This is a genomic window from Micromonospora tarapacensis, assembly GCF_019697375.1.
GTDB classification, from domain to species: Bacteria; Actinomycetota; Actinomycetes; order Mycobacteriales; family Micromonosporaceae; genus Micromonospora; species Micromonospora tarapacensis.
Map to the genome: position 1 here is coordinate 717,877 of NZ_JAHCDI010000003.1, position 16,087 is coordinate 733,963.

A 16,087-nucleotide genomic window follows, 5' to 3' on the forward strand; every position below is an offset into this window, starting at 1 on the left:
GACCCGGCCGAGCTGGCGGGCGTCGAGCGGCGCTGGGCCGAGCCGGCGCACACAGTGGCCGGCCTGCTGGGCGTGGCCCGGGAGGCGGCCGGCCGGCCGGGCGCCACTGCGGAGGAGGTCCTCTGGGCCGTCTGGCGGGCCAGCGGGCTGGCCGAGTTGTGGTCCGCCGCGCTGACCCGGGGCCCGGCCGTGGCCGGCGAGGGCGACCTCGCCCGCCGCCGCCGGGCCGAGGCGGCCGATCGTGACCTTGACGCGGTGATGGTCCTCTTCGACGCCGCCGCCCGGTTCACCGACCGGCTGCCCGGTGCCCGCACCGAGGTCTTCCTCGACCATGTGCTCGGCCAGGAACTGCCCGCCGACACCCTCGCCCCGACCGCGGACCGCGGCGACGCCGTGCGGCTGCTCACCGCGCACGCCGCCAAGGGCCTGGAGTGGGACCTGGTCGCCGTGGTCGGGGTGCAGGAGGGTGTCTGGCCGGATCTGCGGCTGCGTGGCAGCCTGCTCGGCTCGGAACGCCTGGTCGACGTGCTGGCCGGCCGCGCGGACGGCGCCGGCGGGGTGGCCACGCTGGTCGGGCAGACCTCCGCCTTGCTCGACGAGGAACGGCGGCTGTTCCACGTCGCGGTGACCCGGGCCAGGCGGCGGCTGCTGGTCAGCGCGGTCGCCTCGGCCGCGGTCGGCGGCGACGACCACGAGGAGCAGCCCAGCCGGTTCCTCTACGAACTCGGCACCACCGGCCAGCCCGGCGACGAGCCGGGTCCGGGCGACGCGGCCGGCGGCCCACCGGATCCCGGCCCGGCCGATCCCGGCCCGGCCGATCCCGGCCCGCCGGATCCCGGCCCGCCGGATCCCGGCCCGCCGGATCCCGGGCCGTTGGGCCCGCCGGTGCCGGCCGCCGGGCCGCCGGACCGCGGCCCGGCCGCCGGGCCCGCCCCGACCGGCGAAGGCCATGCCGGCGCCGCCGGCCCGCGTAAGCTCCCGCTGAGCCGGCCACCCCGGGCACTCACCCTGCCCGCGTTGGTGGCGGAACTGCGTACCGCGGTCGTCGACCCGGCGGCCCCGCCCGCCCGGCGGCACGCGGCGGCGGCCGAACTGGCCAGGCTGGCCGCCGCCGGGGTCTCCGGCGCGCACCCCGACGACTGGTGGGGGTTGCGCCCGCTGTCGGACGATCGGCCGCTGGTGGACGACGGGAAGCCGGTCCGGGTCACCCCGTCGGGGATGGAGAGCGCGCTGCGGTGCAGCCTGCGCTGGCTGCTGGAACGGCACGGCGGTAGCGCGCCGGCCAGCACCCCGCAGGGCGTCGGCAACCTGGTGCACGCGGCGGCGATGCTCGCCGAGGACGCCAGCGTCGACCGGGGCGCACTGCTGGACTACGTGGCCGCCCGGTTCGACGCGATCGAGTTGGCGGCCCGCTGGATGGTCGGGCCGGAGCGGGCCCGCGCCGAGGCGATGGTCGACAAGCTGCTGCGCTGGCTGGCCGCCAACCCGCGCCGGCTGCTCGCCATCGAGCACGAGTTCGCGGTACGCCTGGACGACCCGCACCGGCCGGTCGAGCTGACCGGCCGGGTGGACCGGCTGGAGGTCGACGCGGACGGCCGGCTGGTGGTGGTGGACCTGAAGACCGGCAAGTCCACCGCCGTCACCGAGAGTGAGGTGGCCGAGCATCCGCAGCTGGGTGCGTACCAGGCTGCCGTGGAGGCGGGGGCGTTCGCCGAGTTCGGCGACGAACCCGGGGGGGCGGCACTGGTGCAGCTCGGCACCGGCGCCAAGGACGCCCGGGAGCAGGCCCAGCCACCGTCGACCGACGGTCCTGAGGCCGGCTGGGCGACCGCGCTCGTCCGCCGTACCGCCGATACGATGGCCGCCGCCACCTTCGCCGCGGTCGCCAACTCGAAATGCCGGGTGTGCCCGGTCCGCGCCAGCTGCCCGGTTTCCGGGCAGGGGCGTCAGGTGGTCGAGCCGCCGACCGTCCGGCAGCGCGAGGAGTGAGCGTGCGAGCCCCGAAGAAGGCGGCATGACCCAGCCCGCTCTGTTCAACCCCGCCGCCCCGGCGCCCCGGGCGGCCGACGCCGGCCCTCGGTACACCCCGGTGGAGCTGGCCAAGCTACTGCGCCTGCCGGCACCGACGCGGGAGCAGGCGGCGATCATCGCGGCACCGGTGGAGCCGCTGCTGGTGGTCGCCGGCGCCGGCTCGGGCAAGACTGAGACGATGGCCGCCCGGGTGGTCTGGCTGGTGGCCAACTCGTACGTCCGGCCGGAGCAGGTGCTCGGCCTCACCTTCACCCGCAAGGCCGCCGGTGAGCTGGCGCACCGGGTGCGTACCCGGCTCGACCAGTTGGTCCGCCGGCTGGGCCGGCGCGGGCGGGACCCGCTCGACGACCCGCTCGCGGGAGAGCCGACGGTCGCCACCTACCACTCGTACGCGGGTCGGATCGTCACCGAACACGGCCTGCGGGCCGGCTACGAGCCCTCCACCCGGCTGCTCACCGAGGCGTCCCGCTGGCAGCTGGTCGACCTGATCGTGCGCAACTACGACGGCGACATGTCCGAGGTGGACCGGATGCCCAGCACCGTCACCGACGCGGTGCTGGCGCTCGCCGGCGAGCTGGACGAGCACCTGGTCGACCCGGACGAGCTGGCCGCCTGGACCGGCCGGTTCTTCGCCGACGTGCAGTCCCGCCCGGGGCGGATCTACGCCGACGTGCGCAAGGCTCTCGCGCTCCAGCGGACCCGGCTCAGGCTGCTGCCGCTGGTGCGGGCGTACGCCCGCCGTAAGGACGACTTCGAGGCGATGGACTTCGCCGACCAGCTCGCCCGCGCCGCACGGGTGGCCCGCGACCATCCGGCGGTGGGCGAGATCGAGCGCAGCCGCTACCGGGTGGTGCTGCTCGACGAGTACCAGGACACCAGCCATGCCCAGGTGGTGCTGCTCGGCGCGCTGTTCGGCGGCGGGCATCCGGTGACCGCGGTGGGCGACCCCTGCCAGTCGATCTATGGCTGGCGGGGGGCCAGCGCCGGCACCCTGGACCGCTTCCCGAGCGAGTTCGCCCGCGCCGACGGCGCCCCGGGCCAGGTGCTTGGGCTGACCACCAGCTGGCGCAACCGGCCGGAGATCCTCGCGGTGGCGAACGCGCTGGCCACCCCGTTGCGCGCCGCCGGCGCCCGGGTGCCCGAGCTGCATGCCGCGTTCAGCGTCGACGATCCGATCCCGCACCGCACCCCGCGTGGTGCCGCCGCCGGCACCGTGCACTGCGCGCTGCTGCCGACCTACGCCGACGAGGCCGACTGGATCGCCGACAGCCTGCTGGCCTCCTGGCGGGGGGCGGCCGGGACGCCCGGTGCGCTGCCCGAACAGATCCCGGTCGCGCTGCGCCCGACCACGGCGGTGCTGGTCCGGCTGCGCAGCCAGATCCCGACGATCGCCGCCGCGCTGCGCGGGCGTGGCCTGCCCGTCGAGGTGGTCGGGCTGGGTGGGCTGCTGGACACCCCGGAGGTGCGCGACGTGGTGTGCACGCTGCGGGTGCTGGCCGACCCGACCGACGGGGCGGCGCTGCTGCGCCTGCTGACCGGCGCCCGGTGGCGGATCGGGCCGCGGGATCTGGTCGCCCTGCACCGCCGGGCCAAGGCCATCGCGGCGGCCCGCCGCCAGCTCGCCGACGACGGCGCGCCCGAGATCACCCCCGACCGCCTCGACGAGGCGACCCTGGTCGAGGCACTGGCCGACCTGGGTCCCGCGCAGGCGTACTCGGCCGAGGGATATACGCGGTTGCGCGCGTACGCCCGGGAACTGGGCCTGTTGCGGTACCGGCTGGACCAGACGTTGCCGGAACTGATCGCGGACGTCGAGCGGACCACCGGCCTGGACGTGGAGGTGGCGGTGCGAGCCGGCCGGGACGGCACCGGCGACGCCGGGTTGGCCCGGGGCCACCTGGACGCGCTGGGCGACGTGGCGGCCCGGTTCAGCGGGGAGTCCCCGGCCGCCACCCTCGCCGGCTTCCTGGCCTATCTCACCGCGGCCGAGGACGAGGAGCGCGGTCTCGCCCCGGGCGAGGTGGAGGTGGTCGAGGGTGCCGTGCAGATCCTCACCGCGCACGCCGCCAAGGGGCTGGAGTGGGACGTGGTCGCGGTGGCCGGGCTGAGCCGGGGGGTGTGGCCGGGACCGGTGCGCAACTCGGACCACTGGCTCGGCGGGCTGGGCGTGCTGCCGTTCCCGCTGCGCGGCGACGCGGACGGGCTGCCCGAGCTGGCCCTGGCCGGGGTGGACGACCAGCGCGGCGTGGCCCGAGCGGTAGCCGACTTCACCGACGCCTGGCGGGCCCACGACGAGCGGGAGGAACGGCGGCTGGCGTACGTGGCCGTCACCCGCCCGCGCCGCCTGCTGCTCTGCTCCGGTCACTGGTGGGGTGAGGGGACCAAGCGCCCACGCGGGCCGTCGGCTCTGCTGCGCGAGGTGCGCGACGCCTGCCTGGACGCCGGTGCCGGTCGTCTGGTCGACGTGTGGGCTCCGGAGCCGGCGCCGGACGCGGTGAACCCGACCACCGAGGTGGTGCTGCGGGCCGAGTGGCCGGCCGATCCCCTCGGCGCCCGCCGCCCGCCGCTGACCGAGGCGGCGGCGCTGGTCCGCCGATTCCTGACCGAGGGCGGCGCGGAGGCCCGGCCGGATGAGGCGGTGCCGGACCCGGAGGTTGTCCGGTGGGCTCGGGAGGCCGACCTGCTGCTGGCCGAGCGGGCGGAGCTGAGCCGGCTCTCCGGCCCGGTCGACGTGGCGCTGCCCGAGCACCTGTCGGTGACGCAACTGGTCGCGCTGCGCCGGGATCCGGCGGCGCTGGCCCGGGCACTGCGCCGGCCGCTGCCGGCCGAGCCCAACCCGTACGCCCGCCGGGGCACCGCGTTCCACGCCTGGCTGGAGCAGCGGTTCGGGGCGGACCGACTGCTCGACACCGACGAGCTGCCGGGGGCGGCGGATGCCGACGCCGCCCCGGACGAGGCGTTGGCCGAGCTTCAGCAGCGCTTCCTGGCAAGCGAGTGGGCGCAACGGGTGCCGGTCGAGGTGGAGGTGCCGTTCGCCACGGTGATCGGCGGCGTGGTGGTGCGGGGCCGGATGGACGCCGTGTTCCGCCGTCCCGGCGACCGCTTCGACGTGGTCGACTGGAAGACCGGCGCCCGCCCGGTCGGCACGGCGGCCGAGGTGGCCGCGGTGCAGCTGGCGGTCTACCGACTGGCCTGGGCGGAGCTGTCCGGCGTGCCGGTCGACCGGGTCGGCGCGGCCTTCCACTACGTGCGGGACGGGGTGACCGTCCGTCCGGCGGACCTGCTCGATGCCGACGGGCTGACCCGGCTGGTCAGTTCTGTCCCCGAGTTGCCGTAAACACTGGCGCCGCGCTGGATCCATGGTAAGGTGCCTGCGTTGCAGTTTTGGTTACCAGCTCTGTTTGCGCCTGGCGGATTGTGGCCCCAGGCGCTCTTTGTTATGTCCGGAGTTCTCCGGGCGGGGCGACCAGAAGCGACAGGCGTTCCGGGCACGTTCGCACGGGACATTCCTCTTTCAACCCCACAACAGGTGTGGGGTTGACGTTCCGTCAAGGAGACGAAACAAGCATGGCTATTGGCACCGTCAAGTGGTTCAACGCCGACAAGGGCTTCGGCTTCATCACCCCGGACGGCGGCGGCGCTGACGTCTTCGCCCACTTCTCGGCGATCCAGTCCTCCGGCTACCGCAGCCTGGACGAGAACCAGCGGGTTGAGTTCGAGGTCGTCCAGGGCCAGAAGGGCCCGCAGGCAGAGAACATCCGCCCCGTCTGACCCCACGGGTCACCGGCTACCGGCCGGGTCGCCGCCGTGCACGTTCGTGCCGGCGGCGGCCCGGCCGTTCGCACGTCCGGCGCCGGAACCTGAGTCGGCAATCAGCCGTCCGACAGTCGGGTGGGCGACTGTCGGCACCGCTCGGCTGGGCGACGCTGGGGTCCGGGGAGAGCCGGGGGGATCGGCTCGGGTGGGAGGGGCGACCATGCCGGGCTACGCGGCGGTGCGTGAACTGCTTCTGGTTGTCGCGGTGGCGGTGGTCGGGTTGCTGCTCGCCACGGCGGCGGCATTCACGCCCTGGCCGGTCACGCCCGGCGGGCCCGCCCCGGCCGGCCTTGTCGGGCTGCACGGCACGCCGGGGTCGACCGACCGGCTCGGCAGCGCGTCCGGCTGACCGCGAGGCCCCTCTCGACGTCTCCGGCGCCGCCGAGACCCCGGTCGACAGGGGCAGGCTGTCAAACGGCTTCCTTCCTCCCGCGCAGACGTCGGCGCGCGCGCCGAGACGTTAGGGTCGGATTCGTGCCGACCCGCAGAGCGAGAATTCCAGCGACGAGCTACCCCGTCGAGCGGTTCACCCTCGACAACGGCCTGCGGGTGGTCCTCACCCCCGATCGCAGTGCCCCGGTCATCGGGGTGGCGGTCGTCTACGACGTCGGCATCCGGTCCGAGCCCGAGGGACGCACCGGGTTCGCCCATCTCTTCGAGCACCTGATGTTCCAGGGTTCGGCGAATCTGGAGAAGCTGGCCCACTTCCGGCACGTGCAGGGCGCGGGCGGGACCTTCAACGGCTCCACCCACCTGGACTACACCGACTACTTCGAGACCCTGCCCAGCAACGCCCTGGAACGGACGCTGTTCCTGGAGGCCGACCGGATGCGCGGTCCCCGGCTGACCGAGGAGAACCTGCGCAACCAGGTCGACGTGGTCAAGGAGGAGATCCGGGTCAACGTGCTCAACCGACCGTACGGCGGGTTTCCCTGGCTGACCCTGCCACCGGTCATGTTCGACACGTTCCCGAACGCGCACGACGGGTACGGTTCGTTCGTCGACCTGGAGTCGGCCACGGTCGCCGACGCCGCCGACTTCTTCCGGCGCTACTACGCCAGCGGCAACGCGGTGCTCGCGGTCAGCGGCGACATCGACACGGTCGAGGCGGTCGAGTTGATCGAGCGGCACTTCGGCGACGTTCCGGCCCGTCCGGCGCCCGACCGGCCGGACTTCACCGAGCCGGGCCTGACCGCCGAGCGGCGCACCGCGTACACCGACCAACTGGCCCCGCTGCCGGCGGTGGCGGCGGCGTGGCGGGTGCCCGACCCGGTCGGCGACTTCGCCGCCTATCTGCCGTACGTGGTGCTGGCCGAGGTGCTCACCGACGGTGACGCCTCCCGGCTGGTGGAGCGGCTGGTCCACCGCGACCGCGCGGTGACCAGCGTGGGCGGCTATCTCGGGTTCATGGGGGATCCCTTCGACGTCCGCGACCCCACGGCCCTGCTGCTCCAGGCGCACCTGCCGCCCGGCGGCGACGTCGACAAGGTGCTACGCACCCTTGACGAGGAGTTGGACCGGCTCGCCACCGACGGGCCCACCGACGGCGAGTTGGCCCGTACCCAGGCCCGGATGGCAACCCACCTGCTGCGCGACACCGACGCGGTGCTCGGCCGCGCGCTGCGGATGGCGGTGCTGGAGCAGCAGCGTGGCAAGCCGGAGCTGCTCGGCGAGCTGCCCCGGCTGGTCGGTGAGGTCACCGACGATCAGGTCCGCGCCGCTGCCGCCGCCCTGCGACCCGAGCGCCGCGCGTCCGTCGAGGTCATTCCGGGAGGTGCCCGGTGAGCGCGAGGAGTGAGCCGGGTTTGCGAGCCCCGCAGTCGCGAACGAAAGGTTGGGCCTGTTGAGCGCGAGGAGTGAGCCGGGTTTGCGAGCCCCGCAGTCGCGAACGCTGCCGCCGCTCGGCCCGACCCGCCGGCTCAAGCTGCCCCGGCAGGCCGAGCGCACGCTCGACAACGGGCTCACCGTGATCGCGGTACGCCGACCGGCGGTCCCGCTGGTGGAGCTGCGACTCTGGATGCCCTTCGGGCGGGCCAACCTGGCGCGCGCTCACCTGCTCGCGCAGACCCTGCTCTCCGGCACGGAGACGATGAGCAGCGTGCAGATCGCCGCGGAGTTGCAGCGGATCGGCGGCGTGCTCTCCGCCGGGCTCGACCCGGACCGGTTGATGATTTCCGGTGCCGGTCTGGCCACCGGGCTGGACCGGATGTTGGAGCTGCTCGCCGAGGTGCTCACCGGCGCCAGCTACCCGGCCGGCTGGGTGGGCGTCGAGCGGGACCGGCTGGTCGACGGGATCCAGGTCGCCCGAAGCCAGCCGGGGCACCTGGCCCGCACGGCGTTGCTGAAGCGGATCTACAGCCGGCACCCGTACGCCGTCCAGACGCCGGAGCCGGAGCAGGTCAGGGCGGTCCGTCCGGCTGCGCTGCGGACGCTGCACGGCCAGCGGGTGCATCCGGCGGGAGCGGTGCTCGTGCTGGTCGGCGACGTGCGTCCGGGGCGGGCGTTGGACGCGGTGGAGAAGGCTCTCGGCGGCTGGAACGGCACCGGTCATCCGGCCGGCCTGCCGCCCGCCCCACCGCTGGAGCCCGGTCCGCTGCTGCTGGTCGACCGGCCCGGGTCGGTGCAGTCGTCGATGCGGGTGGCGTTGCCGGCGATCCCGCGCACGCATCCCGACCATGCCGCGTTGCAGCTGGCCAACCTGATCTTCGGGGGCTACTTCTCCTCCCGTTGGGTGGAGAACATCCGCGAGGACAAGGGCTACACGTACGGGCCGCACTCGGTGATCGAGCACTCGGTGGCCGGCTCGGTGCTGCTCGCCGCCGCCGAGGTGGCCACCGAGGTGACCGCACCGGCGCTGCTGGAGACGAGTTACGAGTTGGGCCGGCTCGCGACGAGGCCACCCGCGCCGGACGAGTTGGAACAGGCCCGGCAGTACGCCCTCGGCACGCTCCAGCTCGGCGTCTCCACCCAGGCGGGGCTGGCGTCGCTGGTGAGTGCGTACGCCGGCAGCGGGCTGCGGTTGGACTTTTTGTCCGAGTACGCGGCCCGGCTGGCAAGGGCCAGCATCGACGACGTGGCGGAGGCCGCCGCCCGATACCTCGCCCCGTCGCGGGCGGTCACCGTCGTGCTCGGCGACGCCGAGCGGGTCGCGGCGTCGCTGGCCAACCTGACCCCGGTGGAGACCGTGCCGGTGCCGGCATGAGTGGGCGTGGCATGGGTGGGCGTGGCCTGGGTGGGCGTGGCGAGACCGACCCGCCGCTGGCCCGTGCCACACTGGACCGGACGGCGCACCGGCGTACCGACGCGCAGTGGCTGGCGCAGGCGTGGAGCGGGGCACGGGTGCTGGTCCTCGATGTCGAGTCCGGCGGGCAGGCGCTGGTGCGCACCGACACCTCGGTGCCGGCGCTGGTCCTGGCGGAGGCCGATGCCCTGCCACCGGCGCTCGCCACCGGCGCGATGTTTCTCGGCGTCGAACCGGACGGGGTGCCGGTCTTCTGTGTGCACACCACGCTGGCGGTCGTGCCGAATACCCGGTCGGCCCACCTGCGGAGCGTCGGGCACCTGCTCAGCGACCGCGACGCGGGCCTGTTCACCACGGCGCTGGCACTGACCAACTGGCACCTGCGGCATCTCTACCACCCGGTCACCGGCGAGCCGACCCGGGCGGACGAGGGCGGCTGGTCCCGGGTGGACCCTACGGGCGAGCGGATGTGGCCGCGTACCGACCCGGCGATGATCGTGCTCGTGCACGACCGGGTGGACGGCTCCGACGGGCGGTGCCTGCTCGGCAACAACGCCACCTGGCCCAGCGTCGAGGGCCGGCGCCGGTTCTCCTGCCTGGCCGGTTACGTCGAGCCGGGGGAGTCGGCGGAGGCCGCGGTGCGCCGGGAGGTACGCGAGGAGGTCGGCGTCCCGGTCTCCGACATCAGGTACGCGGGCAGCCAGGCGTGGCCGTTCCCCGGCTCGCTGATGCTCGGCTTCCTGGCCACCGCCGACCCGGAGCATCCAGTGCGGACCGATCCTGCCGAGATCGCCCAGGCGCGCTGGTTCTCCCGGCGGGAGGTCGGTGCGGCGCAGGCCGGCCGGCCGGTCGATGTGGGCGGCGCTCGGCTGCTGTTGCCCCCGCCGTCGTCGATCGCACTGTTCCTGATCCACCGTTGGCTCGACGGGCACTGCTGAACGAGTGCGGCCCCGGCCCGTGACCGTCGTTGCCGCGGCGGTCACGGGCCGGGGACACGGGCCGTCGTGGTCGGCTGGTTGAGGAACACGGCGGGGGAGCCGGTCGACCACGACGGACGTGTGGTGGGCTCAGGTGCCGGGCCCGCCCGGCCGGGTCCGTCGGTGCGTCGGTGCGTCCAGCGGCAACACCTTGACCCGTTGCTTGCCGGATCGTACGGCGCCCACGGTGGCCAGTGCCCGGGCCAGCAGCAGCGCGGCGTCGCGGTCCTCGGCGTGGACGACCTGGCGGCGCGGCTCGGGCCGGGTGGTCTCGTCCCGCAGCCGGCGACCGCCGGCCCAGGCGGCCGTGATGTCGGTCTCGGCGACGGCGCGGATGTCGGTGCGAACGATCAGGAACCGCATGTGGGTCTCCGGATGTGCCGCGACGGGTGGAACGGTGGAAGTTCCACGTCACTACCCCGTCATCGTACGCCCGACTCGCGTCCCAGTGAGTAAAACGCGCCCACTGGCTCGCAGCGTCGTCCGATCATCCGACCCCAGCTCAGCGGGGTCGTCGGGGTCGTACCACGACGGGGCCGCCGGCAGAGGTGCCGGCGGCCCCGCGAGGTGTCCGGGTGCTAGTTCAGGTCGAACTGCCCGTTCTTGGCACCGGACATGAAGCCCAGCCATCCGGCCCGGTTGAACAGCAGCACCGGGCCACCACGGTCCTTGCTGTCGCGCAACGCGACCGTGGCGGGACCGTCGGACAGCGGCGCGACCTCCACGCAGTTGGAGGTCTGGCTGCGTGTGCTGGTGCGCCAGGGGGCGTTGGCGAGTTGGGCGAGGACGGACGGCGTGTTGCGGAACTCGTTCATCGTTGCGCTCCTGAGGTGAATCGATGGAACGAGTGGCGCGCACCTCCCGACGGCGGTCCGGAGTTGGTCACCGCTCCGTGAGGCGCCCGGAGGATCCGCGGCGTTGGGCCGGCGCCGTTGCCGGACCGTTCGCCACGGTCGGCGGGCTCGCCGCCACGGACAGCCGTCCCGAAGACTCCATCAGCCAGGAAAGGGTGTCCGTTGCGGAGAGTGCCGCCGTGCATAGCCACTCGAACACCACTTTATAGCTATTTAGGGTGATTACCTCGGTCGACATGACGTCGGTGAAGCCACCTTCGATGGCGAGCGTCTCCGGATCGAGGGGATCGGCGAACCGGTAGACCGAGAACGCGGTCGGTGGTAGGTACCACCGACCGATCGGGGTGTCCCGGAGCAACACGTGCAACGTGACGTTCGGCAGCATGGCCAGCTCGCAGAGCTGTGCCAACTGTTCGCGGAGCACCTCGGGCGGCCCGGCCCGGTGGCCGAGCGCCGTCTCCTCAAGCACTGCCGTGTAGCGGGGTGCGTCGGTCTCCCGGGTGAGCGCCGACTGTCTCGCCTGCCGGGCCCGGATCTCGGTCTCGATGTCCTCTTCGGCCTCGGGGGCGCCGGCGGCCTGGTCGACCTGCCAGGCCGAGGAGATCCGCAGCCGGGCGTACCCGCTGGTCTGCAACAGCCCCGGCACCAGCACCGGGTTGTACTCGGAGATCTCGGCGCAGCCCGCCTCCAGCTCGGCGAAGCCACGCTGCTGCCGCGTCATCGCCGGATAGCTCCTCAACCAGCCGCGCATGTCGCCGGCCTCGTGGGTGATGCCGAGCAGTTCCAACCGGAGCGCGTCGCCGACGAGATACAGATCAAGCAGATTCCGGACGTCCTGCGGGTCTGGCCGGCTGCGACCGTTCTCCAGCCGGGACAGCTTGGATGCGGAGGCCCAGCCGACGCGTTCGATCACCTGGTCTCCGGTGAGCCCGGCAGCCTCGCGCAACCGGCGCAGTTCGCCGCCGAGCCGGCGGCGCCGCAGGATCGGGCTGGGTACGGCAGGAGGCACCCTGTCCTCTTTTCCGTCGACCGCCGCGAACACGACGGTAACTGTATGAAATTCGCCCCCCACGGTCAGTATGGACGTCGCGGCCGGCGCCGGAGGTACCGGCGGAGGGCGTGTCACCAGAAATACGCCGGACCCGACACCGGAAGGGGCCGCCGGTCCTGAGTCGCCGGCCCAGGCCGGGCCGTCTGCCACCGGTGAGCCGTGCCACCTGCGGAGGATCAATGCGCACCGTCCTGAGTCGCCCGGATTTCCGCCTGCTCTTCGGCGGGCTGCTGGCCAGCATGACCGCCGAGTCGATCCTGCTGCTGGCGCTCGCCATCTGGGTGAAGGACCTGACCGGATCGGACGGCCTCGCCGGCGCCACGATCTTCGTCATCCTCGCGCCGCGGACGCTCGCCCCGGTGGTGGGCTGGTTCGTCGACCGGTACCCTCGGCGGCCCTTCTTCGTGGTCACCAACCTCGCGATGGCACTGCTGCTCGCCCCGCTCTTCACGGTCCGGGACGCGGGCGACATGTGGATCATCTATGCGGTCGCCGCGCTGTACGGGCTGGCGAACCTGACCGTCGGCGCGGTGCTCAGCCGGCTGATCCGGGAACTGGTGCCCACCGAACTGCTCGGTGAGGCGAACGGGGCGCTGCAGACGGTCCGGCAGGGACTGCGGCTGATCGGCCCGCTGGCCGGTGCCGGGCTGTACGCCGTCCTCGGCGGCTGGATGCTGGCCGCCGCCGCGATGGCCGGCTTCCTGGTGGCCGCCGCCGTGGTCGGCCCGCTGCGGGGGCCGAGCCGCCCGCCCGGCCCCGGCCCGTCCCGGGACAGCGCCACCCGGGCCCGGCGCTGGTCGTCGGAACTGGTCGCCGGGCTGCGCCACCTCGTCGGGGAGCCGGCGTTGCGGCGGGCGTTGGTCGGCTACGGCCTCGGCTCGCTGGTGATGGGCTTCACCGAGTCGCTCATTTTCGCGTACGTCGACCGGGGGCTCGGCCGGGACGCCGCGTTCGTCGGCGTGCTGGTCACCGTGCAGGGCATCGGTGGGCTGGTCGGCGGGCTGTGCTCCGCCGCCGTCCTCCGCCGGGTCGGTGAGCTGGGCACCCTCGCCGCCGGTGTCGCGTTCTTCGGTCCCGCAGCGCTGGCGCTGGCGTACCCGAACCTGTGGCTCGGCTTCGCCGCGGTGCTGATGGCGGGTCTGTCACTGCCACTGACCCTGGTCGGGCTGCACACCCTGATCCAGCGGCGGACCCCGCCCGAGCTGCTCGGCCGGGTCGCCGCGGCCGCCGAGGCCGTGGTCAGAGGGCCGCAGGCGCTCTCGATCGGAGTGGGTGCCCTGGTCGTCGGCGTGCTCGACTACCGCATAGCCTTCGCGTTGATCGGTCTGGCCACCCTGCTCGCGGGTGGCTACCTCTGGCGTGGGCGCCGGCTCAGCCCGCCGGCCGGGCCGGCGGCACGCCCCGGATTCCGGCGCCGCGACCGGCCCCCGACGTCGAGGTCGGCACCCTCGCCGGAAACCCGGGCCGCTGACCGCCGCCCGCGCTCCAGGGCCGCTGCCCGTGACCGCCGCCACGGCTGGCTGTGCGGGTGTCAGGCGGTGATGCTCGCGAGGTGGCTCTTGACCTGCTTGATCGAGGGGTTGGTCAGCGCGCTGCCGTCGGCGAAGCGCAGCGTGGGAACGGTCTGGTTGCCGCCGTTGACCCCCATGACGAACTTCGCGGCTTCCGGATCCTGCTCGATGTCGACCACCTCGTAGGTGACTCCCTCCCGGTCGAGCTGCGACTTGAGCCGGTGGCAGTAGCCGCACCAGGGAGTGGAATACATCGTCAACATGCGCAGATCCTCCAACGTCACGCCCGGCTGCTTGCCGACCAGGCACAGGCTATCCGCTGCAACGCCCGCGGAAGCTGCGACAATTCCCCGCTGTGGTGGTTAACTCCGCGTCCGAACGCGTGCTCGCCGGGCTCGATCCGGAGCAGCGGTCGGCGGTGATCGCCCCGGCCGGTCCGGTCTGCGTGCTTGCCGGCGCCGGCACCGGCAAGACCCGGGCGGTGACCTCCCGGATCGCGCACCGGGCACTGATCGGCGAGATATCGGCCCGGCACGTCCTCGCCGTCACCTTCACCGCCCGCGCCGCCGCGGAGCTGCGGCATCGGCTCGTCCGGCTCGGCGTGGCCGGCGTGCAGGCACGCACCTTCCACGCGGCGGCCCTGCGCCAGGTCCGCTACTTCGCGCCCCGGATGCTCGGCGGGCGGGCCATGCCAGAACTGCTGGACAGCAAGGTCCGGCTGGTCACCCTCGCCGCGGCCCGGGCCGGACTGCGGGCCGACCGGGCGGCGGCGAGGGACCTCGCCGGTGAGATCGAATGGGCGAAGTCCTCCCTGGTCGAGCCGGGCGAGTACGTGGTGGCCGCGGCCAAGGCGCTGCGGGAGACCCCGCACGATCCGGCGAAGGTCGCCGAGGTCTTCACCGCCTACGAGAAGTCGAAGCGAAGCGGCGGGGTGATCGACTTCGAGGACGTGCTCCGCGCCGCGGTCTGGGGGATCGAGGAGCATCCGGACGTCGCGGAGCAGGTCCGCGGCCAGTACCGGCACTTCGTCGTCGACGAGTACCAGGACGTGAACCCGTTGCAGCAGCGACTGTTGGACGCCTGGCTCGGTGGCCGTGACGACGTGACCGTGGTCGGGGACGCCAGCCAGACGATCTACTCCTTCACCGGCGCGACGTCGTCGTACCTGGTCGACTTCGCCCGCCGGCACCGGGGCGCGACCGTGGTCCGACTGGTTCGCGACTACCGGTCCACCCCGCAGGTGGTCGGGCTCGCCAACGCGGTCATCTCGCAGGCGCGAGGTGTCGAGTCGCGGCTGCGCCTGGAACTGGTCGGCCAGCGCCCGCCCGGTCCCGAGCCGGAGCGGCGGATCTTCACCGACGAGCCGGCCGAGGCGACCGCGGTGGCCGCCCGGTGCCGCGCGCTGGTCGAGGCCGGCACGCCGGCCCGTGAGATCGCCGTGCTGTTCCGCACCAACGCGCAGTCCGAGGCATACGAGAAGGCGCTCGCCGAGGCGGGCGTGCCGTACCTCATCCAGGGCGCGGAGCGGTTCTTCGAGCGGCCGGAGATTCGCCAGGCGATGGTGGCGTTACGTGCGGCGACCCGGTCGATCCCCGGCGAGACCCCGCTGCGGACGGCCGTGGTGGAGGCACTGGCCGGCGTCGGGTGGGCCCCGACGCGCCGCCGCCCGGTGGGGCCGCCCGGGAACGGTGGGAAGCGCTGGCCGCGCTGGTCCAACTCGCCGAGGAGTACGCGGCGGCCCCCGAGATCCTGCCCCTCGGGGTGGCCGCCACGGTGGAACGCCCGACCACGCTTGTCGCATTCACCGACGAGTTGGCCCGGCGGGCGGCTCAGCAGCACGTCCCGACCGTGGACGGGGTGACCCTGGCCTCCCTGCACTCCGCCAAGGGCTTGGAGTGGGACGCGGTCTTCCTGGTCGGCCTCGCCGAGGGCACCCTGCCCACCACGTACGCCCGCACCGGCGAGCAGGTCGAGGAGGAGCGTCGGCTGCTCTACGTCGGCGTCACCCGCGCCCGCCAGTGGCTCTGGCTGTCGTACGCCTCGGCGCGCTCGCCGGGCGGGCGGGCCCGGCGACCGTGCCGGTTCCTGCCTCAGCTGGCCCCCGCGGGCGGCGCGGAGCGGGCGACCGGCGGCGGGCCGGCGCCTGGCCAGCAGCGGCGGGCCACCCGGATCGTCTCCTGCCGGATCTGCGGGGCGACCCTGCTCGCCGGGCCGGACCGCAAGCTCGGTCGCTGCGCCACCTGCCCCTCCGACATCGACGACGAGCTGCACGAGCGGCTGCGCGAGTGGCGGTCGCGGGTGGCCGGCGCGCAGAAGGTCCCCGCCTACGTGGTCTTCACCGATGCCACGCTGGTCGCGCTGGCCGAACGGCGGCCGGGCCGCGCCGAGGAACTGGTCGCGATCGCCGGGATCGGGCCGCGCAAGTTGGGCCTGTACGGGGAGGCGGTGCTGGCGTTGGTGGAGGGCGCCGCAGTCGACCAGATCTGCCCGGAGAAAAGTTTCTGAATCTGACCGTTAATTCGTTTGCCCTCGCCCCACCGGCCGGCATAGCCTCAGGGCACACCTCGGGAGGGGGCCCTGTTCGGGCTGCTCACGGGGTCTGTGTT

General features: G+C 73.8%; 11 protein-coding genes and 2 pseudogenes. 9 read left to right on the top strand and 4 right to left on the bottom strand.

Translation table 11 applies throughout. From position 1 onward, the window contains the following. Window positions 1-258: 258 nt before the first annotated feature. From KIF24_RS34920 to nudC, 7 genes are all read left to right on the top strand, one after another. Entirely contained in the window at window positions 259-1,989 is a 1,731-nt protein-coding gene (locus tag KIF24_RS34920; protein ID WP_230415173.1) for a RecB family exonuclease, read from the top strand. A 25-nt stretch (window positions 1,990-2,014) separates the two neighbouring features. Further along, window positions 2,015-5,368 carry an ATP-dependent helicase gene (locus KIF24_RS04265; protein ID WP_221082841.1) on the top strand — a complete coding sequence of 1,118 codons (3,354 nt, stop codon included), beginning with the start codon at window positions 2,015-2,017 and terminating at the stop codon, window positions 5,366-5,368. 230 nt (window positions 5,369-5,598) lie between these two features. After that, on the top strand, window positions 5,599-5,802 hold the full coding sequence (locus KIF24_RS04270) for a cold-shock protein (RefSeq protein WP_092378207.1): 204 nt from the start codon (window positions 5,599-5,601) through the stop codon (window positions 5,800-5,802). A 190-nt stretch (window positions 5,803-5,992) separates the two neighbouring features. Next, window positions 5,993-6,196 carry a hypothetical protein gene (locus KIF24_RS04275; RefSeq protein WP_407939876.1) on the top strand — a complete coding sequence of 68 codons (204 nt, stop codon included), beginning with the start codon at window positions 5,993-5,995 and terminating at the stop codon, window positions 6,194-6,196. Window positions 6,197-6,321: 125 nt separating this feature from the next. Then, window positions 6,322-7,632, top strand: a complete 1,311-nt coding sequence (locus tag KIF24_RS04280) for a M16 family metallopeptidase (RefSeq protein ID WP_221082842.1) — start codon at window positions 6,322-6,324, stop codon at window positions 7,630-7,632. An 82-nt stretch (window positions 7,633-7,714) separates the two neighbouring features. After that, complete coding sequence (locus tag KIF24_RS04285; protein WP_221082843.1) at window positions 7,715-9,049, top strand: M16 family metallopeptidase; 1,335 nt, start codon at window positions 7,715-7,717, stop codon at window positions 9,047-9,049. Further along, a complete protein-coding gene (nudC, locus tag KIF24_RS04290) occupies window positions 9,046-10,026 on the top strand; it encodes an NAD(+) diphosphatase (RefSeq protein ID WP_230414844.1) in 981 nt (326 codons plus the stop codon). Before KIF24_RS04285 ends, nudC begins: the two co-directional genes overlap by 4 nt. Window positions 10,027-10,155: 129 nt before the next feature. Here nudC and KIF24_RS04295 read toward each other — a convergent pair whose 3' ends face one another. From KIF24_RS04295 to KIF24_RS04305, 3 genes are all read right to left on the bottom strand, one after another. After that, complete coding sequence (locus KIF24_RS04295) at window positions 10,156-10,428, bottom strand: hypothetical protein (protein WP_221082844.1); 273 nt, start codon at window positions 10,426-10,428, stop codon at window positions 10,156-10,158. 215 nt (window positions 10,429-10,643) lie between these two features. Further along, the gene (locus KIF24_RS04300; RefSeq protein ID WP_221082845.1) at window positions 10,644-10,880 is read right to left on the bottom strand and encodes a DUF397 domain-containing protein; all 237 of its coding nucleotides are present in this window, start codon (window positions 10,878-10,880) and stop codon (window positions 10,644-10,646) included. A 67-nt stretch (window positions 10,881-10,947) separates the two neighbouring features. Then, window positions 10,948-11,928 carry a helix-turn-helix domain-containing protein gene (locus tag KIF24_RS04305; protein WP_221083170.1) on the bottom strand — a complete coding sequence of 327 codons (981 nt, stop codon included), beginning with the start codon at window positions 11,926-11,928 and terminating at the stop codon, window positions 10,948-10,950. 221 nt (window positions 11,929-12,149) lie between these two features. Here KIF24_RS04305 and KIF24_RS04310 point away from each other — a divergent pair. Next, a pseudogene (locus tag KIF24_RS04310) lies at window positions 12,150-13,511 on the top strand (MFS transporter); the annotation flags it as partial. Here the strand turns inward: KIF24_RS04310 and KIF24_RS04315 are convergent. Further along, window positions 13,502-13,744, bottom strand: coding sequence for a mycoredoxin (locus KIF24_RS04315; RefSeq protein WP_221083171.1), 243 nt, complete (start codon window positions 13,742-13,744; stop codon window positions 13,502-13,504). The pseudogene KIF24_RS04310 and the gene KIF24_RS04315 sit on opposite strands and share 10 nt — an antisense overlap. 92 nt (window positions 13,745-13,836) lie before the next feature. On the opposite strand from KIF24_RS04315, the pseudogene KIF24_RS04320 reads away from it, so the two are divergent. Beyond that, window positions 13,837-15,986: pseudogene (locus KIF24_RS04320) on the top strand (UvrD-helicase domain-containing protein). Window positions 15,987-16,087 lie beyond the last annotated feature (101 nt).